Source organism: Nocardia sp. NPDC005998 (assembly GCF_040614395.1).
Taxonomy (GTDB): domain Bacteria; phylum Actinomycetota; class Actinomycetes; order Mycobacteriales; family Mycobacteriaceae; genus Nocardia.
Map to the genome: position 1 here is coordinate 13,472 of NZ_JBEXUI010000037.1, position 21,226 is coordinate 34,697.

Sequence of the window (21,226 nt, forward strand, 5' to 3'; positions counted from 1 at the left end):
GTTGAGTCGGCTGACGATCATCGGCCTTCGCACCGCTGAGCACTTGCAAGGCCAGCCGCTCGCCGAAGTCAGCGCGATCGAGATCCACCACCGATTCACCTAGGACGGGCACCGCTACGAACGAGTGAGTTCATGCGGTCTGGCGGTGTTCGATATACAGCAGGACAAGGGCGGCCGTGACCGATGTCGCCGATTAGCCAGGGGCGCAGGAGTTGAGCCGGAGCCGTTACCGAGATCGACCCGCCCGATCGCCCGAACGCGAGTTCGTAAACTGTAGCTTCACGTGTGCGCCGGTCGGCTCAGCTCACCGACCCAGGCTGCGATCTGGGCGCGCGAGGTGAATCCGAGTTTGGTCCGGATGTGTTCGACGTGTGCCTCAGCGGTGCGCTGGGAAATGTGCAGCCTGGCGGCGATGGCCCTGTTGCTGGCACCGTCTTGGTTGACCGCCGAACCACGCATCACCGCCAACACCTCGTGACCGCGGCGGCGAGCGTCGGAAAGCCGCTCCAACACAACAACACCCACACCCTCTGAGAAGCTTGTGCCGTCCGCGGCTTCGGCGAAGGATTTGCATCGTCCGTCGGCCGCAAGCCCGCGTTGTCGAGAGAATTCGGCGAATGGCATCGGTGTCGCCATCACCGCTGCCGCGGACGCCAGCGCCAGGTCGGACTCGCCTGCCCGCAGCGACTGCACCCCGAGATGCAGCGCGACCAGTGACGACGAGCACGCGGTATCCACGGTGACGGCGGGCCCCTCGAGCTGCCCATGCCGCAGTGTGTGAGCAAAGCCCGAACGACCCGGTTGCTGTTGTCCGCCAAGGAGAGCGGCTGCGGAAGGCAGTGCTGCGATATGAAGCAGCTCTCGGGGAGGTGAGTGGTTGGTCGCTTCCTCTGCGGCACCTCGAAGACTATGAAGAGGGCGACGGTGCGGAAGTATCCGTCAAAATCGATCCGCGCGGCACTCGGGACCGGAACCCCGGCTGCTGATCCAGGCACGCCATGCCCTCTCATGCCGCTGGGCGAGCAGTCTGCCCGCCGAGATGGACTGCGACGCAGAGCATCCGGAAACTAGGCGATTTCCGGGTGCTGCGTTCGCGTACGCGAGAGGTGTCCGCCTCATTCGGTGTCTCCAGTAGCGATCATCATCGATCCAGCCGCACCGCCCCTTCGGCAGCGACGTATCGATATGCTCTCGCTTCGCCTCCGCGGGGCGTGGTCGGAATCACCAAAGCCCGCAACCGAACCCGGGTCCGTCTGAGATCATGACACCATGTCCCGCAGGAATGAGCCGGACGCTCGGCGCGCCGTCGAGCCAGCCTTGGAGCCGGGCGAACAACTGCTGATAATGCTCTCGGCGACGGTGTCGAACTGGGGTGACGGGGGTGGCTACTACATCCTCTCGCCTGTCGTCTCGTTGTTGCGAGTACTGAACCGGCGTCGGCGGGCACAAGCGGCGGGTCGATCGCAGGGACTACGACTTCGCCCGGCGTTCATTGTCGCGGTGACGTCCCAGCGGCTGTTGTTCTTCGCGGCCCGAAGGGGCTGGCGGCCGGGCGCACCGTGCGGCGAGCTGTCCCGCGATCGCATTACCGGCGTCATGGTTGGGAAAGCAGCGCTGGCGGGATACCCGCCCCGGGAGTTGCGTTACATCGTGGTGTGTATGTCCAGCGGGCCTGATCTGTCACTGCGGGTCGCGGCTGGATCGGCGTGGTGGCTCCGAGACGAATTCGGCGCCGCAGAAGGAAGTCGGTGACGCCGTTTCGCCGACTCCCGGACATCAAAACAAGCTGCCGCACAGTCGAACTCTTCGACCCACGAAATCATCCTGTCTATGCCGGGCGACCGACGAGTCTCGCTACGGCTCGGGAAATCCCATAGCGCCGATGTGCGGACACCAGCGGTGCCGGTCGCGCGGCGCGCTCACCGTTATCCGCTGCGTAGTCCCCATTCGTTGAAACCGCCGTAGACGCGGGCGACCCGCAACCTTGGTTGGTCGAAGCCTACGGCCTCTCCGGTATGGATCGCGATCAGCGAATCCGGCCCTCGCCACCACGTATCGGCGAGGCCGCGAACTCGGGCACGGGCTCGAAGTCGCGGGGCGGCAGCTCATCGATCGCGTCACCGCGAATTGTGGTGATCTGTCGAGCCCAAGTGGATGCGTAGTGAGCCAGCGCGACCGATTCGATCCAGCCTTCGATGCTCGCGTGCAAGGGCACCCACCGGCCTGCGTCGATGCCGAATTCACCTGCGGGACCGATCATGAACGCGTAGGCCATCGACACACGCTGCACACCCGCGTCGAACCACCCGACACGCTCGGGCTCCCCCGCGGGCATGTCGCCCCACAGCATTTTCGGCCCGCCGTCGTAGTCCGCAGACGGCGGCAGGATCAGTCCACCCCAGCCGCTGAAAATCCAGGATACGATCGACCTGCGTTGCGGGAATACCGAACTCGAGCCACTGGTCCCCCAACTGCTCGAAACTGGGCGATTCGACGCGAACACACTGCGTCGAAACAAACCACTCACCCCGACGCGTCAGCCGCTCGGCCGAATCGATGACGGGCTGCATATCCACCACGTGGCCGACAGTAGCCGACTCGCGCGAACACGCGCTCCTGCCGCCTAGCGCGCGAACCTGAACGGTCCCGTTTGTCAGCGGCCAGTTGGAATCCCCCGAGGACGGCCAGTTAGTTCGGTCAACAGGCTCCCCACTCGCGGCCGGATATACACAGCAGCAACAAACCAGCCATCACTAGTCAGTCGAGCCGAGGCCGCACCCGGTGCGCGCGTGCGGCCTTCGAAGTCCGAACTGGCGGCCCTCAAACCGCCCGACCAGCGGCATGACAGTGCGTGTCCCGCATACTCGCGAAGTGACGAATGATCAGGATCCATACATCCCTGTGCGCGAAGCTCTCTCGACTCTCCGAGGCAGCTTGTGCGAGCACCTCAACTTATCGATCACCGGGTCAGTTGACGCGATGGAGATCAGCCTGATTCCACCATGGCCCAACGATGGCCTCAATCTGTCGGTCCGCGGTATCCACTATTCCGCGGTCGATCGGACACCGCATGAGGACATCTCGTTCCTCGACTTCACGGCTACTACGCTGTTTCCGTCAGTGCCGCGGCCGCCAGGGTGCCCAGGAAGGTTCTCGGGCCCCAAACCAGCACACCCATTGCTGTGGTTACATGCCGAAGGAGAAGCGACTTTCGATATCGTCGCCGCGATCGTCATTGCCCTCAAACAGGTTGACTGAACAATCGGGCCTGTCGGCATCGAGGATGGCCTGCGCTACATCGGAACCTACCGTACTGCCGTAAGGTCAATCCGTACAGCACACAGCGGATCCTGCCTGCAGCTATCTCAGCGCAGTAGACACGCGTATGCCGATGCCATCTGCGAACCGCGCGGGAAGCGGCATTACAGCGTGTTGCTCGGCCGATTGCGCCGTCACCTTGGCCAGTTCGACAGCGCTCGAGGACATCGAACTTGTCGGCTGTGTCGCCGACGGTTGACCTGTACCGGGGTTGAGGTTGCACAGTGGCCGAATGCGGCTGAATCAGATCACGATCGGTACCACCAATCTTGGCCGGTCCGAGCAGTTCTACGGACTGCTCGGACTACAGCTGATCGTCAAGAACGACCACTACCTGCGGTTCCGATGCCCAGAGGGCGACAGCACGTTTTCGGTCGAACTGGTTGAATCCGTATCCGACGACGGGAAGGTGTCCATCTACTTCGAGTCCGATGACCTCGACGACCAATGCGCTCGGCTACGCACCGCGGGCGTGGCATTGGATAGCCCGCCCGCCGATACGTCGTGGCTATGGCGAGAAGCATGGCTGCGCGATCCCGACGGCCACCGGCTGTGCCTGTTCTACGCCGGAGACAATCGGCTCAACCCGCCATGGCGGATCTCCGACACGGTATCGAACCGATCGGCCGACGGTCGATCGTAAGCCGAATCTGAACACCCCGAAATCGGCATGATGGGGCTTTCGGTCGGCCTCAGATGGCCACGGCTGGTTGATCTTTGGAGGCGTCGCGCGGGCCGGTTCGGTCAGCGCGATCAGCGGTATTTCCGGATGGTTGTCCGTCGGTCGTCCGATGGCATCGTCACAGTGTTTGCAGACCGGCGCCGGCCATGATGGTCTGCCATGGTGAGGCATCGAAAATGAGGTTGATCGTGGTGATGCGGCCTTCGTGCAGGCGGAAGTGCTCAGCGGTGCGTTGAACACCCACCGGGGTACTGGTGTGGAGGTTGTAGATCAGCACTGCGTCGGTGCCGCTGTAGAGATCGCTGATCATTTCAATGCGGTCGATGATCTGTACGAGTTGTTCGATGCCTGCGAGATGCCCTGTGGGGCTGTCGGATTCGATGAACGGGCTACGGAAGGCGAATCGGTCGGCGAGTTGCTGTGCCGCGGTGGCGATATCGCCGCGGAAGCGGGCCTGGTGGTAGGCCTGGACAGTTTGCCGCGTGGCGGATTCCGGGGTGGTCATCGAGTTGCTTCGTCGGTGTTCTCGGTGCTGGCTGGGGGTGTTTCGGCGGAGATCAGGTAGCGCTCTATCGCCCGCTGGTTGTCGACGATCCGCAGGCACAGGTGGCGCAGCTGTGCGAGCTCGTCGGCGCTGAATCCGAAGAAGATCGCCGACATCGCCCGTTCGGTCGGCTGCTGGAAGGTCGTGAGCCAATCGTGTCCCGCGGTGGTGATCGCGACGCGCACGCTTCGTCGATCCTGTTGGTCCTGAACGCGTTCGGCCAGGCCGTTGCGTTCGAGGGTGTCGACCAGTCCGGTGACATTTCGGGAGCTCACTCCGCCGGCGCGCGCCAGATCGCCGATGCTCAGCGCGTGACCTGCTGCGGCGAGTCGACCCAGAACATCCAAGGCGCCGGTGCTCAGCCCCCGCCCACCGGCACCGCGTGCGCGCAACCGATCGACGGCTTGCCACGCCGATCGCACTGCCGCGGCAGCCTCCAGTGCGTCCGTCCCGCTGTCCGATGCCAGAACCTGCATTGCCTGTCGTACGCCGGGGTCGTAGAGCAGGCCGTTCACATCGCTGATCACCCGATCCGGGGGATTATGTACGTCATTCATTATGAAGTAATACCCTAAATTGGAGAAGGCGGCCACGCAACCACGAGCGAGGCCGTGAGGTTCGGCGGACGTTGTCGGGATTGATCACGTTCTGCCTCGAGATGAGGGAGTCATGGCCACCATCCGCCACGAAGTCGTGATCAATGCTGCGCCCCAACGCATCTGGGACGTCATACGCGATATCGGTGCTGTACACGAACGGCTGCTTCCCGGTCGCGTGGTTCGCACCAGGGTCGAAGGAGCCGAACGTTACTTGACGTTCCGCGACGGGCACGTCATTCGTGAACTGATCGTCGCTATCGACGAACAATCGCGTCGGCTGGCCTACGCAGTGACGTCCGGAGCTCGACCCCCACTGGAATACCACCACGCATCGTTCGAGGTCCGCGACGAAGGCGAACACGGACGACTGATCTGGACCACCGATGTACTGCCCGACACCGTCGCGCCCGAGATACATCCGAACCCAGCTCGGAATCGCCGAGATGAAGCAGGCGATCGAAGCCGCCGCGTCACACGGCACAGAGTCCAACTGACTGCACGGTAATGAGCGATTACTAGAGTCAACTATGGCCAGCTTGTCGGTCGGGCCGTCCGGCCGCGCACAGCCGGCCTCTGCTGGGCAGGTTGCCCGGTGAACAGCACCTCAGCCATCGAACACGATGCCGGTCAGCGCGCTGCGGGGCAGCGCCTCGTCACCGACGGCTCATGCCGAAGGCGGGAGTCGCATGGATGCCCATGCCGTATTCGTACTGCAGGCCGGCTTGCGCGATGAATCGCGCCGCGTGCGGCAGTACCGGGTGCGAACCGATCTTGCTCACGGCCATGCGGCGAATGGCACGATTGAGCCGACCGGAGGCGTTTATGACCGCCGGCCAGTTCCATGCGGCGGGTTCACCCAGTCGCTGCAAGGTTGCAGACCACAGTGTGGCGCGCTTCTGCGTGTTGTGGTTCGTATGGCTGCATCGCAGTTCCCGCGACCCGACCGCCCCGCCGTGGTAGAGCTGGATCAGACCCCAGCCTTCGCAGCAGTATCTGAAGGTGGCGTCTGCGTGCGCTCCCGCGCGCAGATCGATCCGCCGTATGACGGGATCGGGTCCCGACCCGATGACGACCAATTCCAGACGTCGGCCCCGTGGATCGTCGGGGACCTCCGTGGTGGCGCGGAACTCGCGCAGTTCGCGGTCCGGCTCCGAGAAGGACTCGAAGACACGGAACAAACCAAGGTCGAATACTGCGTCGAGGACTGCGAGCCAATCGTCGCCGACAGCGTAGAAATCGAGGTTCGGCACGATCCCAGTATCCCGGTCGGCGCAATGCGTGATGGCGGGGTTCTCCTTCACCGGCATACCCTCGTCACCACGGCGAAATCCGCCGGCACCGACCCTGGACAGGCAGTGCGCGGCAGCACGACCCGCTTGCTGGGCGCGTCGGTGGACCCGGCCGTCCCGGTCGAATCGTGCTGCGGCACGACCTTATTGGCCAGCGAGGCATAGCTGAAGCTGAGAAGCAGCTCGAACAGCGCCGATTACCGTGCGTCAAGGTGCGCTCCTTCGGCACGAGGGCGGTCACATCGCTCGTTGTGACATCGTCGGTGACGTCAGCGAGGCGCTTCGACGTCGGCGCGTATCGTGCGCAGGGTGACGGCCAGATGTGGCGTGCGGGTTTGCTGCACACAGGGCAGGATGGTCTGCGTGGCGGATCCTTTGCGACTGTGTGTCGGTGGCTACTACGACTCTGGGATACAGCGCTGGCCAGGGGCAGAACTTGTCCTGACCACCGAGGGTGTTTGTTGCTCGTCGACCAGGTCTCTCCGACTGCTGAGCAGATTGCCGAGTTCGAAACCGCGCAAGCGCAATTCGCCTGGCTCGAGGGTCGACACAACGGGATCCTGCTTTATCGATTCGGCGAAACCCCTTGGAAAAGTCTTCCCTTCAATCCGCACGAAGACACACCGCCAGGCATGAGCGCCGGCCTTCCTTCGGTCGAATCCCGACAGCATCTGGCGGTTTCGGTCGGCCTGGCCGACGTCGACCGTGCACCGGTGGTGGCCGCACGCACCATCCGATGGCCCGAACACTTCGCCAGCGCAATCAACGCAACGGTACGGAGACTGGCTCGGCAGGACTTCGACCACGCTAGCAGGATCGACGAGGCCAACTACCTATACCTGTTCGTCGGAAACGAACGACTGGCCCAGCGTGCTGGGGTGCGCTGCACAAGTACGAACTGAATCGCAGTGCGCCGACGTGTTCCGCCGTGGTTCGAGGACCGCACCACACCCACCATTCGGCGGTCAAGGATATTGCGCCCACCTCGGATGGGCGCATAGTTTGATCTCCCGTCACCCGGCGCTGGCCGGTTCGGTCAGCGCGGTTCCCGGTGCAAGACTGGATCCTCGCCCTCCCGTTCCGCGTCGTCGACGAAACCGACTGGCCGTCCGGCCAAGGATGTGGTGATGTGCCCAAGTGACCAGACGCATTTCGGCTCAACAACTATGGGATTGCATGTCGGCACAGGCCCGAGCCGAATTCGACCATCTGATGATGTCGGGTAAACCTGTTCATGCCATCCGCTCGGTCCGTGAACATCTCGGGGAACCACTTCCACATCTTCACGACTGCATGGACCTACTTGTCCTACGCGCCGACGAACTCGGCCGGCGACTCCCAGGCCGCCCCGACCCCGCACACCCAGACTGAATCAGAACCAGACCCGGCTCCTGGGCTACCGGGGCACCCTTTGCCGCACCCGCTACAGAACAGCAGGCTGTACGTCGTGTAATCGGCAATACAGCTCACTCAATCTAGCTATATCCAGCCAGCCGGAAGGACATACTGACCGACCTTCAATCCGACTGCTGGAGCTAGCCGGAGGTTAGCGGCTGCGGCCAGATATCCCTCGCGCAACTGGCCGTCAGCGGGGAGTTCCAACTGGCCGCTAACACCCGTTCGTAGCGACCTACGGGCGGACTGTTGCCGTTGGAACGTCCTCTTCTGCCGCGACCCGCGCGTTGAACAGGCGCAAATGTTGGCTAGCAGTCGATCTCGCGATCACCCGCTGCCGACGAATAGCGCGCGATCGGTCAGACGATGTGGTCGATCTGATCGGGCCATGACTTCTACCGGACGCTGTTACGGATGTAGGTCAGACGTGTGGACGGGAATTCGTTGCCTGGCACACCCGCTCACCTTCACCACGGCCCCATTCGAGCTCACCCCGCCTTCAGTGGCCACCAATCGCATATGTGTCCGGGCCGCCGCCCATTCGAGGCTCATGACACTCAACGGCAACGCACCATAATGCCGCATAGTGCGCGTTCGCTGGCGATGCGCGCTCATGCCGAATGCCGTGCATTCCGTCGGAGCGTCACAGTTCGGACCATGCGACCCCGAACCATGGTGAGGTTCGTCCAGCTAGTAGCTGGAGGTGGAAGTCGGGGCCTTCATGTGTCCGATCCTCTTCGGGATCGGTGAGTTGACTGATGGTGCAGATGTAGTCGCCGTTTGGGAGTTCGATACTGGACCCGTATATATCCTTGTCGTCGTCCACGGCGGAGTCCGCGAACTGGGCAGCCATGGTGACCGTGTCCAAATTGACGACGACCAGCTCACCGCGCGTCACGGTGATGGGGCCGGCGATTTGCCTGATGACCGGCAGCCGCGGATCTACCGGCGAATCCGAAAGGTCGATCCGCCATTGCTCCTCGCCGCCGGTTCCCCAGAGCAGCATTGTCCGCTGCCGCATCTCCGATTCGACGCGCTCGAACAGCTTCTCCAAGGTCCAGTCTTCGCCCACGAACGACGTGTACGCGTGTGGGTCGACAAGACCGAGGAATCCCGAGTCATCGGTCATTTCGTCGATCCGATGCTGAAGCTGCGCCATGCGGTAGTCCTCCCCGGATTGATCACCGAACCCTACAGGGACAATGCTCGGTCGAACACCGAGTCCACTCCAACGGCGTCCGCGAAGAAGTCGGAACAGCGTTCCCGGAAGTGCTCCGGCGCAAGGGAGGCGGCGAACGCAGTATGACCGCACAGATCCGCCAGATACCACCACCGGCGGTTTCGAATTCGCTGAAATCCATTTGCCAGACTCGGTTGCGCTGCGTTGGTGATTGTGGAACACCCTGCGCCGCAACATTGCCCACGACTTGCGGTCGGCGCGATACCCAAAAAGACAAGCACCGCAGGAACGGTGACAACGCCGAGCCACATGTGGGCCCGTGGTCGCCAGCCAGGACAGCGGCTCCACCAAATCTGGAACACGGTCGCGCTGGTGGGGCTGTGTTCTGGACGATTCGCTGAACAAGCGGACGTGCATGGCGTCAGCGCAGATGAACTCGAGATCGGAACCGCAGATGAGTCGCCAGCCGCTCACTGGCAGACCCCAGGTCTCTCCAGTCAGCCGGTTATGAAGGACCCGCCTTCCGCGCAGAGCGCCGCGATGGCGGCCTCGCAAATGGCGTCTGTCAGTCCTGTGGGGAAAGGGAAGACCTCCGGGTCAGCAGGAGTTCCGGCTCGAGACAGTAGCGGCGGGTGATGAGGGCTGCGGCGCCACTAGCGACGGCATTACGACCCAGCGGCGAGGCAGCGAGACGGATCTGGCGGTGGGCGGCGGCTAGCACGCCCGCGCCGAGTCCGGTGCGTACGCCGGGGGCGAGTTCGTCGAAGAATGCGGAGTAATTGCCGCCGAGCACGATGGTCCCAATGTCGCAGACGTTGACCAGGGATGCGAGCGCGGTGCCCAGAGCCGAGCCCGCGCAGTCGACTGCGGCGCGAGCGCGCCGGTCGCCCTCGCGCAACGCAGGCAGCAGCGAGTCCAGACCCCGCCTGCCGGCGGCGCGGAGAATGGCGTGCAGACCGGCGTATTGCTCGACGCAGCCGTGACTACCACAGGTGCAGTGGCGACCGGCGCGCTCGATGGCGACGTGCCCGAGTTCCCCGGCGAATCCACTGCCGCCACGGTAGAGGGCTCCGCCGATCACGATTCCGGCACCGATGCCGACATCACCGGAGACGTAGACGAAGTCGTCTCCGACCAGACGGTGCGGCCAAACATGGGCCAAGGCAGCCAGATTGGCTTCGTTGTCCACCGCCACCCACGGCGCTCCGAGCGCTCGGGCCAATCGGTCACCGACGCGGATTCCGGTGAGGCCTGGCACATTCGGCGCGTGCACGACCTCGCCGTCCTGCACGATTCCCGGCACGGCCAGCCCGATCCCGAGCAGGTCGCGACCGGACTCGCCCTGCACCGTACGGACGAGGTCAGCAAGCCGGTCGACCAGGTCATCGGCGCTGCTACGCCGGTTGTCGGCCTCGATGCGCTGTTCGGATTCGGTTGATCCGTCCAGCCGTTGCACGATCACGGCGACGTGGCGCACATTGATCTCCACGCCGACCGCAGCGGGAGCTCCGGCCGATATCCGCAGCGGACGCGAGGGCCTGCCACGCCCGCGGTTCACGAGCTCGTCTTCGATCAGAAGACGTTGCTGTAGCAGCGGTTCCACCAGACTGGCGATGGTGGCCTTGGTCAGTCCGGTGCGCTGGGCCAGTTCGGCCCGCGATGCCGGGCCGTCCAGCATGGCCAGCAGCAGCGACCGTAGATTCCCGCTACGGACCTGCCGCAGGTGGACGGGGCCCGTCGGCAAGGTCATCGCTCGAGATACCGCGATCGCGCGGCCCGGTATCGGTCCCACAGCGCCTGCGACGGCGGGGCATCGAAGTGCTTACACGATTGGCTAGAGGAGTCGATCCCGGCGACCAGAGTCATGCGATCACCGCGCACCGAGCAGGTGCTCCAACGCCAGCTGGTTCAGCCGAACGAATCCGTACCCGCGCTGGGCGGCCCGGTCAGCGTCGAACTCGGCCAGGGCCGGATCGGCCAGCAGATCGGCGTGGGTTTCGCCGGGCGCGAGCGTCGGGGTGCGCAGATCGGTGACCCCCGATTCCGAAATGGCTTGCTGCACTTCCGGATCGGTGCGGAAGGCCAGGGCACGCTCCTTCAGCAGCAGATAGGTCCGCATGTTGGCCGCGGCCGAATCCCACACGCCCGCAGTGTCCTCGGTGCGCGAGGGCTTGAAGTCGAAGTGCCGGGGTCCATCGTAGGCGGGGGCGCCGTCCGGGCCGCCGTTCTCCAGCAGGTCCACCAGGCTGAAGGCGTTCATCAGATCGCCGTGCCCGAATACCAGGTCCTGGTCGTATTTGACGCCGCGCTGGGCGTTGAGGTCGATGTGGAACAGCTTGCCCTGCCACAGCGCCTGAGCGATGGCGTGCGCGAAGTTCAACCCGGCCATCTGCTCGTGTCCCACTTCGGGATTGACCCCGACCAGCTCCGGATGCTCCAGCGTGGCGATGAACGCCAGCGCATGCCCGACGGTCGGCAGCAGGATGTCGCCGCGCGGCTCGTTCGGCTTGGGTTCTATGGCGAAGCGCAGGTCGTAGCCGCGGTCGTGCACGAATGCGGTGAGCAGGTTGAGGCTTTCGCGGTAGCGGTCCAGGGCCGCGCGCACATCTTTGGCGCTGTCGTACTCCGCGCCTTCGCGCCCGCCCCACAGCACGTAGGTGCGCGCGCCGAGGTCGACCGCCAGCTCCACATTGCGCAGTACCTTGCGCAGCGCGAACCGGCGCACGTCCCGGTCGTTGCTGGTGAACCCGCCGTCCTTGAACACCGGATGGGTGAACAGATTGGTCGTGACCATCGGCACGACCAGTCCGGTGTCGGACAGCGCTTTCCGCAGCCGTTCGATCTGCCGCTGTCGTTCGGCGGTGGACGCGCCGAACGGGAACAGATCGTCGTCGTGGAAGGTGAGGCCGTATGCCCCCAGCTCCGCGAGCCGGTGCACCGCGTCGACCGCGTCCAGCTCCGGTCGGGTGGCATCCCCGAAGGGGTCTCGTCCCCGCCATCCCACCGTCCACAACCCGAACGAGAACTTGTCCGCAGGTGTTGGCGTCACCATAATCGACCCTCTTTTGTTCAGGCATTGAACTAAGGTGCTTTCGAGCGTAGTCGCGACCCGTGCGAAGTGCCGGGCTGACCACTGAATTCATTGTTCGACAACGGGATTCATGGATCGGCTGCGAAGTACATCGGCCGGCTGGCCGGGAGCGTCGGGATACACACATCCGTTCTCGGTCACGTCCACCGGCGGCAGGTTCGGATACTGGTGGTGGAGAGTTGTCAGGGCCTCGGTCGGACAACTCGCGGATCGCACGCGCCGCCGCCGTCGACACCTCAGCAGAGTCGCCCTCATCGACCGCGGTCTGCCGGACCCATGTCCGCAACGTCTCGGGGTCATCCCCATCCGGCCCGCGATCGTGGTGATCGCCGCCCACGCCGCGGCGTATCGGCAGCGCACCCATCGACGATCACAGAATATCTGCCGAATCCCGGCAGGTTTGGCGCATGCGCCCGATGCCGTCGATCTCGAGATCGATCACATCGCCGGGGAGTAGGAAGGGGAAACGGCCGGAGAGGGCTACGCCTTCGGGGGTTCCGGTGTTGATGAGGTCGCCGGGTTCTAGGACCGCGTACTGGGACAGGTGCCAGACCAGATACGCGACGTCGAAGATGAGGTCGGCCGTCGAAGAGTCTTGGCGCGGTTCACCATTGACCCAGGAGCGCAGGCGCAGGTTCTTCGGGTCGAGACGATCGGCGGGGATCAGGGCGGGACCGAGGGGGTTGAAGGTCGCGCAGCACTTGCCCTTCGACCATTGGCCGCCGGATTCCTCGAGCTGGAAGCGGCGTTCGGAGACGTCGTTCGAAATGGTGTAGCCCGCAATGTGTTTCATGGCGGCGTCGGGAGAGTCCAGGTAGCTCGCCCGGCGGCTGATCACCACCGCCAGCTCGACCTCCCAGTCGGTCCGGTCGGACCCGCGCGGGATCATCACGTCGTCGTACGGCCCGACCACGGTATTGGGTGTCTTGAAGAAGACCACCGGTGTACGTGGCGGTTCCGCTCCCGATTCGGCGGCGTGCGCGGCATAGTTCATGCCGATGCACCAGACGGCCTGCGGGCGCGCGATCGGTGCGCCGATACGTTGTCCGGTGAGGTCGATGGGCGACAGCAGGCCCTGTGACAGCGCCGCCGCGGTCTTCGACATGCCGTCCGCGGCGAGGAACGCACCATCGATATCCGATGTAAGCGTGGACAGATCATAGGTTTGATCGCCGTCGAACACGACCGGTCGCTCCGCGCCGACCGCGCCGATCCGCTGCAATTTCACGCACTAGCTCCTTTATTGGTGGGTTCCGCCTGATCGGCGGACAGCCGGTATACGCGCCGCGCCGTCGTGGACAACACCTTGACGCGATCGTCCGGGGCAAGTCCGCCGAGGACCTGAACAGTGGCCCGCCAGACCTCCGCATAGGAGGCGGCGGTCAGGGTGAACGGCCAATCCCCGCCCACCATCAGCCGATCCGGCCCGAACACCGCCAGCGCGTGATCGACGTACGGCTGCCAATCGGCGGCGGTGAATCCGGGCTTGGACACCGTGGCCAGGCCGGAGATCTTCGCCACCACATTGGGTTGCTCGGCCGCGGCGGCCAGCAGATCCGCCCACGGCTGCCAGTCGCCGGACGCGATCGGCGGTTTGCCCAGATGGTCGAGAACCACTGTGAGCGTGGGGTGTTCAGCCGCCACCTCCGGCACCTGCGCCAGCAGATCGGAACGCTCGGCCACCACGTCGAAACTCAGACCGGCCTCGGCGAGCATGGCTAGGCTGTCCGAAACCTCGGCTCGCAGTAGCCAGGTCGGATCCGGGTCACGGTGGATCATGTGCCGCACTCCGACGTACTCGGGCCGCCGCAGCCGGGCGAGCTCGAAGGCGGCCCGCCTGGGTTCGTGCAGCGGCAGCCAGCCGACCACGACCGCCGGGCGCGGGGCGCGTGCCGCCGCGTCCAATAGCGCGCGATTCTCGGCCAGTGAGTCGGACGCCTGCACCAGCACCAACCCCTCGATATCGTGCTCGGGCAGCTGCGGTTCGAGGTCGTCCAGCGTATAGGTGCGATGCAAGACATCGGATGTATTTTTCAGCCAGTCGTATTCGACATGGAATTTTCCACCTCGAACGTCCCAGACATGCACATGGGCGTCTACAGTCATCGGAGGCATGTGTTCACATTCTCGAAAGTGAAGGAACCGGTTTGTCGGTCACCGACGATGCGATTGCGAAGATCAAGGCGATGATCGTCTCGGGCGATCTGACGCCCGGATCGAGGTTGCCACGTGAGGCCGATCTGGCCGCCGAGCTCGGGGTGTCGCGCAGTTCGCTGCGCGAGGCGGTGCGCGCGCTGTCGCTGGTGCGAATCCTGGACGTGCGTCAGGGCGACGGCACCTTTGTGGCGAGCCTGGAGCCGAATTCGCTGCTGGACGCCATGAGTTTCCTGCTGGAGTTCCATCAGGACGACTCCGTGCTCGACATCCTGGGCGTGCGGCGGATTCTGGAGCCCGCCGCGACCGCGCTGGCGGCGCAGCACATGACCGACGAGGAGATCACCCACCTGCGCACCCTGGTCGAGCCCGGCAGTGCGTCGGTGACCGATCTGGTCGCGCTCGACCTGAGCTTCCACGCCGCCATCGCCACTGCATCCGGCAATAAAGTCCTTGCCTCGCTGCTGGATTCGCTGTCCATGCCGACCACGCGCGCACGGATCTGGCGCGGCGTCACCGAAGAGGGCGCGTTCGAGCGCACGGTCGCGGAGCATCGCGGCATCTGCGACGCGATCGCCGCGCACGACCCGCAACTGGCGCAGGCGCGGGCGCTGGCGCATGTGGCCGGGGTGATGGAATGGCTGGGCCGGGCGGTGGAGTGAGCGGCTCATCGCGGTGCTCGATTCACCATAGCGCCCGATCCTCGAGCTCAGACCAGAGTCCTTCCGGCACAGGCAGATCGAGCATGGCAATGCTGTCATCGATCTCCGCGCGAGTACCGGACCCGAGCACGATCGCCGTGACGGCGGGATGCCGCCGCGGGAACTGCATGGCCGCCGCCCGCAGCGGCACACCGTATTTCGTGCACCGCCGCTCCAGGTCCCGCGCGCGGGTGATGACGGCGGGGTCCGCCGTGCGGTAGTCGAAGGTGGCCTGCCGCAAGGGATCCGCCAGCACGCCGCTATTGAGCACCCCAGCGACGAGCACCTGGATCCCACGTTCCGCACATTCGGGCAGCAGTTGCTGCTCGGCTCGGCGGTCCAGCAATGAGTACCGCCCGGCAATCATGACGGTGTCGATGGCCGACTCCCGCACGAACCGCAGTGCGGTCTCGACGTGGTTGACGCCGATACCGATTCCAGCGGTCAGCCCTTCGGCCCGCATCCGTTCCAGCTCCGGCAGTGCCTCGCCCAGGGCTTGGTCCATGTGCGCCTCGGGGTCGTGTACAAGCATCCGATCCACTCGATCCAGCCCGAACCGAATCAGCGATTGCTCCAGCGACAGCCGTACGCCTTTCGCCGAATAGTCCAGCCGCCGTGACCGTTTGGGCGCACCGTAGAACTCATCGGCCCCGTCGGGCGCGTCCGCGTCGTCGTACAGCAACCGCCCCACCTTGGTGGAAACCGTGAACTCCGAACGGTCTCGCTCATGCAGGAATCGGCCGAGGCGCTCTTCGCCGAGCCCGCCGCCGTAGTGCGGTGCCGTATCGAAACTCCGAATCCCGCCCGCCCACGCCGCTTCCAGCGCCTCCTGCGCGGCGTCCTCATCGACCGAACGGTACAGCCCGGCATACCCCGCACCACCGAGCACCACCTCGACGCGCGGTCGCGGGTTCAGCTCCCAGACCACCGGCAAACCGGCCTCCGGCGCCGAATAGTCGTGGGGGACATCGGTGAACTCACTCATACGAGCCTGCCAGGCGATATTCACCGGCAAACCAGCCAGTTCGGCCAGTAGCTTGTCATAGCTGTCACAGTCGATGACATGGAACAGATCCAACCCGCTGCGCCAGATGGTCCAGCCGGTCGCACCGGCGGCGCGAATGGCTGCGACGAGGTCGGCCGGTACCGCGCGATGGGCGGCCTCGTACTCGGCCTCCGCACCCGGTTTCAGCCTGGTGTGCAAGGCGATTCGCATGCTCACTCCTGCCGCCGTCCGCTGGCGATGCGAGTGATGACCAGGGCGACGAGGATGAGCGCCCCATTGATGAACTTCAGCGAATCCGCGCTCACCCCGCCGTAGGACAGCAGCTTCTGGATCAGCGTGAGAATCAGGATTCCGAAGAACGCGCCCACCACCGACCCGCGCCCGCCATTGAGTGACACACCGCCGATAACGCAGGCGGCGAACACATTGAAGATCATCCCGTCGCCCTGGCTGACCTGGACACTGGCGAACTGCCCGGAGTAGATGAGCCCACCGATCGCGGCCAGCACCCCGGCGATCACCAGCACGGCGATGACCACCCGATCGGTGCGAATACCGGCGGCTCGGGCGGCGGCTTCATTGCCGCCGACCGCGTACAGTGCCCGCCCGGCCGTGGTGTAGTTCAGCACCAGATATCCGATCACGAACAATGCCAGGGCGATGATCACGTTCGCCGGCAGGCCCAGAACTCGTGCATTGCCGAGCCATTCGACCGAGTCCGGAATCTTGGTCAGGGTGAACCCGGACGTGAGGAAGGTCAGCAACCCGCGCAGGGCGATGAGCATCGCCAGCGTCACGATGAACCCGTTGAGGCCGAAGCGCACGATCAGCAGGCCGTTGACCACACCGACCGCCGCGCCCACCAGTAGTGCGATCGGAATAGTCATCCACGGCGACGCCCAGGTGAAGGCGCCGACCTCGGTGGTGCCCATGGTCACCCAGATCGCCACCCCCGGCGCGAGGCCGAAGGTGGATTCCAGCGAGAGGTCCATCCGTCCGACCACCAGCACCAGCACCTCGGCCAGCACCAGCAGCGAAATACCGCTCATGGTGCTCAGCACATTGGTGAGATTGGCTGTCGAGACGAAGTTGGTATTGATGAAGTATCCGACCACCAGCGCCAGCAGGATCGGCGGCACCAGTAGCAGATCGCGGAATGCGCTCCAACGCACGTGGATTCGCGCCCGGCGCGGCGGGGCCGCGGTGGGCGCACCGGTTTCGGTCACGATCCGGGTCATAGCAGTCCTTCCATGGCGGTGACGAGCTCGCGATCGTTCCAGCCCTTGTCGAAGCGGGCGGTGAGCCGTCCCTGCACCAGGACCAGCACGCGGTCGGCGTCGCGCAGATCGTCGAGTTCGTCGGAGACGACGAGGATGGCGGTGCCGCGATCGGCGGCGGCGCGCACCACCGCGCGCAGAGTTTCCTTGGAGCGCACGTCGACTCCCGCGGTGGGGGTGATCAGCACCAGTACTCGCGGTTCGGTGGCCAGGGCACGGGCGAAAACTACCTTCTGCTGATTGCCGCCGGATAGTTCGGCGACGCTCTGCTGCGGGCTCTCGGTCTTGATATCGAGTTCCGCGATGGCGGTGCCCGCCAGCACATCTCGGCTGCGCCGCGACAGCAGGCCGAACGGGCCGAGCTTGTTCGGCACGGTGAGGGTGGCATTGTCGGCCACGCTCATGGACAGGATCAGCCCTTCGTCGTGACGATCGCGCGGCACGAATCCGATCCCGGCATCGCGCGCCGCCCGCACCCCGCCGCCGCGCAGCGGCCGGCCCGCCACCAGTACCGATCCGCCTGCCGCCCGGCGTAATCCGACAATGGTCTCGGCCACCTCGATGCGCCCGCTGCTGCCGCCGCCAGCCAGTCCGACGATCTCACCTGGGCGCACGTCGATATCGATCTCGTCGAATTCGCCGACACGCGTGAGCTTCTCCACCTTCAAAGCCGGTGCGCGGGCGGCATCGGGGGCCTGTCGTGGCACCGCGGTTTCCAAGTCCGTCGAATCGCCGGTCATGGCGGCGATGAGCGCAGGCTTGGCCAATTCGGCGACCGGAGCCGTGACGATATGCCGGGCATCCCGGAAAACCGTGACGTCGGAACAGATTTCGTAGGTCTCGTCGAGATGATGGGAGATGAACAGAAAGGTCACGCCCTGTTCCTGGAGGTCTCGGATCCTGGCGAACAGGCGCTTGATGGCGGGACCGTCCAGCTGTGCGGTCGGCTCGTCGAGAATGATGAACCGCGCGCCGTGCGAGAGTGAGCGCGCGATTTCCACCAGTTGCCGATGTTCCACCGACAGCTCGCGGGCGAGCGCGTCGACCGAAACCGGCACCGACCAGGTATCCAGCAGCTCCCGCGCCCGCGCCCGAAGCGTGCGCCAATTCACCAGGCGCCCACCGAAACCCTGCCGATTGACGAACAGATTCTCCGCCACCGACAGGTCGGGAATGATCGTGGAGTGCTGGTAGACGCACGCCACGCGGGTCCGCCAGGCATCCCGATCGGCGGGCGTCGGCGCCGGGTGCCCCTGGAAGCGCACCTCCCCCTCATCAGGAGCTGCGAGTCCGGTCAGAATCGACACCAGGGTCGACTTCCCGGCGCCGTTTCGCCCCACCAGCGCATGCGTGCGGCCGGCGGTGACGCGCAATCCGACGCGATCGAGCGCGATATTGCGGCCGAACCGCTTGGTCACTTCGATCGCCTCGGCCACCGGTGGAACATCCGGTTGTTGCTGTGAAACTGTCTCGGGAACTGCGGTTTTCATCGCTAGGGTGTCGATCCGTTCAGTGCCCGCGGCCCCACAGCGCGGGATCGGTGCTCGCCACGGTGTCCATATCGCCGACCTTGCCTCCGGTGCGGGTCACGACCGGCGCTGGGAGCTGATCCTCGAGCTGGCCGCCGCCGGTGTCGACAATGGTCGAGCCGTGATCGGTCGGACCGGGAGTGAACTTCTTACCGTCCACGGCCGCTTTCGCGTACATCGCGGCGTACTGCGCGTACAGATCGGCGGGTTGTGAGACGGTGGCGTCGATATCGCCCGAGTCGATGGCGTCGAGCTCAGCCTTGATGCCATCATTGGACACGATCGAAATATGACCTGGCTGACCGGCTTTCACGAGTTTGCCGGTACGCTTGAGCAATGCCAGCGTCGACTGCAGGAATGCGCCGCCGGCCTGCATGTAGATGCCGTTGATGTCTGGATCGGTGAGCAGCTTGTCCTGCAGGCCCGAGGTGGCCTTGTCGGCCTTCCACTCGGTGGGGATTTCGATCACCTTGATATTCGGGTATTTCGTCCGCATGCAGTCGGCGAACGCCTGGGAGCGGTCGCGGCCGTTGATCGAGGCCAGATCACCCTGGAATTCCACGACTTTCCCGGTGCCGTGCAGGGTTTCGCCGAGGTAGGTGCAGGCGTTCGCACCGTAGGCCCGGTTGTCGGCCCGCACCACCATGTACGCGCCGCCGCTGTCGGGGCGAGTGTCGACGCTGATCACCGGCACGTTCCTATTGGCGGCGGCGGTCAGCGCCGGTTTCGCGGCGGCAGTGTCCTGCGGCGCCATGATGATCGCCTTGACGTCCTTCGAAAGCAGTGTGTCCACATTGGATTTCAACCGGTTGGAGTCATTGTCGGAGGAGGTGTTCTCCAGCCTCACCCCGGCCGCGGCGGCCTTCGGGCCGAGATACCCGGCATAGGCGCTCCAGAAGTCGGTGTCCGAGCGCGGCTGATCCGCGCCGACGAGTACACCGTTGTCGGCGCCCTTCCCGACAGCCACGGCGGGACCGCCGCCGGAAGTCTGTTCGCGGGAACAGGCCGCCACTGCGACGACCAGTACGGCGGCTACTGCCGCGCCGATGATCCTGGTGTTCATGAGAGTTCGTGCTCCTTCGCCGAAACCTGGTGTACTGCTGAGAAAGTGGTCGGCTCCAGCCATGCCGCGCCGGTGGGAAAGGTGTAGTCGCGGAGCGAGTCCGGGAGCATCTCGGCGCTGAAACCTGGTGCGCGCGGGGTGAGATAACGTCCGCCGGCCACCCGGACCGGATCGCGGAAATGCTCGTGCAAATGGTCGACGTATTCGATGGCGCGGCCCTGCATGGTGCCGGAGATGGCGATGTAGTCGATCATTGCCAGGTGCTGCACCAGCTCGCACAGCCCGACCCCGCCGGCGTGCGGGATGACCGGAACCCCGAACTTGGCCGCCAGCAACAGGATTGCGATATTCTCATTGACACCGCCGACACGGGCGGCATCGATTTGCAGGACGTCGACCGCGCCCGCCTGCAGTAACTGTTTGAACAGGACGCGGTTCTGGCCGTGCTCGCCAGTGGAGATCGGCACCCCCGCGACCCGGCGACGAATCTCGGCGTGGCCCAGGATGTCATCGGGACTGGTGGGTTCCTCGACCCACGACAGCCCGGCCGGAGCCAGCCGCGAAATCCATTCTGCCGCTTCATCGACGCCCCAGCGTTGGTTGGCGTCGACAGCCAGGCCGATATCGGGTCCGATGGCGCGCCGCGCGAGCATGACCCGGCGCACGTCCTCGTCTGGATCGCGGCCAACCTTGATCTTGATGGTGCCGAATCCGTCGGCGACCGCTCGCTGGGCGAGGCGGGTCAGCTTGGCATCCGAGTAGCCGAGCCAACCAGCGGAGGTAGTGTACGCGGGATATCCGGTGGCCAGCAGGCGTTCGGTGCGTTCGGCACGGCCCGGTTCGGCCTCGCGCAGGATGATCAGGGCCTCGTCGGGGGTGAGGGCGTCGGTCAGGTAGCGGAAGTCCACCTGCGCCACCAGGTCTTCCGGACTCATCTCCGACGCCAACTGCCACACAGGTTTTCCCGCGCGCTTGGCGGCGAGGTCCCAGGCGGCATTGACGACCGCGCCGATCGCCATGTGCATGACGCCCTTCTCCGGGCCCAGCCAACGCAGCTGCGAATCATCGGTCAAGCTACGCGCGAAACCGCCCAGATCGCGAGTGATCTCGTCGACCGAGCGGCCCACCACCAGATGATCGAGGGCCTGGATAGCGGCCTGCTGCACCTCATTGCCGCGCCCGATGGTGAACGCGAAGCCGTGGCCGTCCGGGACCGCCGCATCGTCGGTGCGCAGGATCACGTAAGCCGCTGAATAGTCGGGGTCGGGGTTCATGGCATCCGAGCCGTCCAGTTGGGTCGACGTCGGGAACCGAATATCCAGCGTGTCCAGCGCCGTAATGAAAGCCATGCGTGATCCTCGCTGCCAGAAGTGATCTGGGTCACGACTATACATCCGA

General features: G+C 64.9%; 21 protein-coding genes and 1 pseudogene. 7 read left to right on the plus strand and 15 right to left on the minus strand.

Annotated elements, in window-relative coordinates; genetic code table 11:
• Window positions 1-291: 291 nt before the first annotated feature.
• A pseudogene (locus ABZ293_RS33505) lies at window positions 292-759 on the minus strand (beta-ketoacyl synthase N-terminal-like domain-containing protein); the annotation flags it as partial.
• 510 nt (window positions 760-1,269) lie between these two features.
• Here ABZ293_RS33505 and ABZ293_RS33510 point away from each other — a divergent pair.
• On the plus strand, window positions 1,270-1,752 hold the full coding sequence (locus ABZ293_RS33510) for a hypothetical protein (RefSeq protein ID WP_355187287.1): 483 nt from the start codon (window positions 1,270-1,272) through the stop codon (window positions 1,750-1,752).
• 274 nt (window positions 1,753-2,026) lie between these two features.
• Here the strand turns inward: ABZ293_RS33510 and ABZ293_RS33515 are convergent, their stop codons facing one another.
• Complete coding sequence (locus tag ABZ293_RS33515) at window positions 2,027-2,518, minus strand: hypothetical protein (protein ID WP_355187289.1); 492 nt, start codon at window positions 2,516-2,518, stop codon at window positions 2,027-2,029.
• 353 nt (window positions 2,519-2,871) lie between these two features.
• On the opposite strand from ABZ293_RS33515, the gene ABZ293_RS33520 reads away from it, so the two are divergent.
• A complete protein-coding gene (locus ABZ293_RS33520) occupies window positions 2,872-3,258 on the plus strand; it encodes a hypothetical protein (protein ID WP_355187291.1) in 387 nt (128 codons plus the stop codon).
• Between the two features lie 292 nt (window positions 3,259-3,550).
• Window positions 3,551-3,961, plus strand: coding sequence for a VOC family protein (locus tag ABZ293_RS33525; protein WP_355187293.1), 411 nt, complete (start codon window positions 3,551-3,553; stop codon window positions 3,959-3,961).
• A gap of 157 nt (window positions 3,962-4,118) precedes the next feature.
• Here ABZ293_RS33525 and ABZ293_RS33530 read toward each other — a convergent pair whose 3' ends face one another.
• Entirely contained in the window at window positions 4,119-4,505 is a 387-nt protein-coding gene (locus ABZ293_RS33530; RefSeq protein ID WP_355187295.1) for a hypothetical protein, read from the minus strand.
• On the minus strand, window positions 4,502-5,101 hold the full coding sequence (locus tag ABZ293_RS33535) for a MarR family transcriptional regulator (RefSeq protein WP_355187297.1): 600 nt from the start codon (window positions 5,099-5,101) through the stop codon (window positions 4,502-4,504). Before ABZ293_RS33535 ends, ABZ293_RS33530 begins: the two co-directional genes overlap by 4 nt.
• Before the next feature lie 112 nt (window positions 5,102-5,213).
• Between ABZ293_RS33535 and ABZ293_RS33540 the strand changes: the two genes are divergently transcribed.
• Complete coding sequence (locus tag ABZ293_RS33540) at window positions 5,214-5,648, plus strand: SRPBCC family protein (RefSeq protein WP_355187299.1); 435 nt, start codon at window positions 5,214-5,216, stop codon at window positions 5,646-5,648.
• 148 nt (window positions 5,649-5,796) lie between these two features.
• On the opposite strand, the gene ABZ293_RS33545 is transcribed toward ABZ293_RS33540, so the two are convergent.
• A complete protein-coding gene (locus ABZ293_RS33545; RefSeq protein WP_355187301.1) occupies window positions 5,797-5,928 on the minus strand; it encodes a hypothetical protein in 132 nt (43 codons plus the stop codon).
• 225 nt (window positions 5,929-6,153) lie between these two features.
• Here ABZ293_RS33545 and ABZ293_RS33550 point away from each other — a divergent pair, with 225 nt between their 5' ends.
• Both ABZ293_RS33550 and ABZ293_RS33555 read left to right on the plus strand, forming a co-directional pair.
• Window positions 6,154-6,597, plus strand: coding sequence for a hypothetical protein (locus ABZ293_RS33550; protein ID WP_355187303.1), 444 nt, complete (start codon window positions 6,154-6,156; stop codon window positions 6,595-6,597).
• A 296-nt stretch (window positions 6,598-6,893) separates the two neighbouring features.
• Window positions 6,894-7,334, plus strand: coding sequence for a hypothetical protein (locus tag ABZ293_RS33555; RefSeq protein WP_355187305.1), 441 nt, complete (start codon window positions 6,894-6,896; stop codon window positions 7,332-7,334).
• 1,136 nt (window positions 7,335-8,470) lie between these two features.
• Here the strand turns inward: ABZ293_RS33555 and ABZ293_RS33560 are convergent.
• The 5 genes from ABZ293_RS33560 to ABZ293_RS33580 form a co-directional block, all read right to left on the minus strand.
• Entirely contained in the window at window positions 8,471-8,986 is a 516-nt protein-coding gene (locus ABZ293_RS33560) for a hypothetical protein (RefSeq protein WP_355187306.1), read from the minus strand.
• Between the two features lie 586 nt (window positions 8,987-9,572).
• Window positions 9,573-10,757 carry an ROK family protein gene (locus ABZ293_RS33565; RefSeq protein ID WP_355187308.1) on the minus strand — a complete coding sequence of 395 codons (1,185 nt, stop codon included), beginning with the start codon at window positions 10,755-10,757 and terminating at the stop codon, window positions 9,573-9,575.
• 120 nt (window positions 10,758-10,877) lie between these two features.
• Window positions 10,878-12,059: a xylose isomerase gene (gene xylA, locus ABZ293_RS33570; protein WP_355187310.1), complete on the minus strand. Its 1,182-nt coding sequence runs from the start codon at window positions 12,057-12,059 to the stop codon at window positions 10,878-10,880.
• Between the two features lie 409 nt (window positions 12,060-12,468).
• Complete coding sequence (locus ABZ293_RS33575; protein ID WP_355187312.1) at window positions 12,469-13,326, minus strand: fumarylacetoacetate hydrolase family protein; 858 nt, start codon at window positions 13,324-13,326, stop codon at window positions 12,469-12,471.
• Entirely contained in the window at window positions 13,323-14,204 is an 882-nt protein-coding gene (locus ABZ293_RS33580; protein ID WP_355187314.1) for an amidohydrolase family protein, read from the minus strand. Before ABZ293_RS33580 ends, ABZ293_RS33575 begins: the two co-directional genes overlap by 4 nt.
• Window positions 14,205-14,245: 41 nt before the next feature.
• Between ABZ293_RS33580 and ABZ293_RS33585 the strand changes: the two genes are divergently transcribed.
• Entirely contained in the window at window positions 14,246-14,914 is a 669-nt protein-coding gene (locus tag ABZ293_RS33585) for a FadR/GntR family transcriptional regulator (RefSeq protein WP_355187316.1), read from the plus strand.
• Between the two features lie 22 nt (window positions 14,915-14,936).
• On the opposite strand, the gene ABZ293_RS33590 is transcribed toward ABZ293_RS33585, so the two are convergent.
• The 5 genes from ABZ293_RS33590 to ABZ293_RS33610 form a co-directional block, all read right to left on the minus strand.
• Complete coding sequence (locus ABZ293_RS33590) at window positions 14,937-16,169, minus strand: aldo/keto reductase (protein ID WP_355187318.1); 1,233 nt, start codon at window positions 16,167-16,169, stop codon at window positions 14,937-14,939.
• A 2-nt stretch (window positions 16,170-16,171) separates the two neighbouring features.
• Window positions 16,172-17,197 (minus strand): ABC transporter permease, encoded by a 1,026-nt coding sequence (locus tag ABZ293_RS33595; RefSeq protein ID WP_355187319.1) that lies wholly within the window; start codon window positions 17,195-17,197, stop codon window positions 16,172-16,174.
• A complete protein-coding gene (locus ABZ293_RS33600) occupies window positions 17,194-18,672 on the minus strand; it encodes a sugar ABC transporter ATP-binding protein (protein WP_355187321.1) in 1,479 nt (492 codons plus the stop codon). Before ABZ293_RS33600 ends, ABZ293_RS33595 begins: the two co-directional genes overlap by 4 nt.
• A 73-nt stretch (window positions 18,673-18,745) precedes the next feature.
• Complete coding sequence (locus ABZ293_RS33605) at window positions 18,746-19,828, minus strand: sugar ABC transporter substrate-binding protein (protein WP_355187323.1); 1,083 nt, start codon at window positions 19,826-19,828, stop codon at window positions 18,746-18,748.
• Complete coding sequence (locus tag ABZ293_RS33610) at window positions 19,825-21,177, minus strand: enolase C-terminal domain-like protein (protein ID WP_355187325.1); 1,353 nt, start codon at window positions 21,175-21,177, stop codon at window positions 19,825-19,827. The genes ABZ293_RS33605 and ABZ293_RS33610 overlap by 4 nt, the downstream gene beginning before the upstream one ends.
• Window positions 21,178-21,226 lie beyond the last annotated feature (49 nt).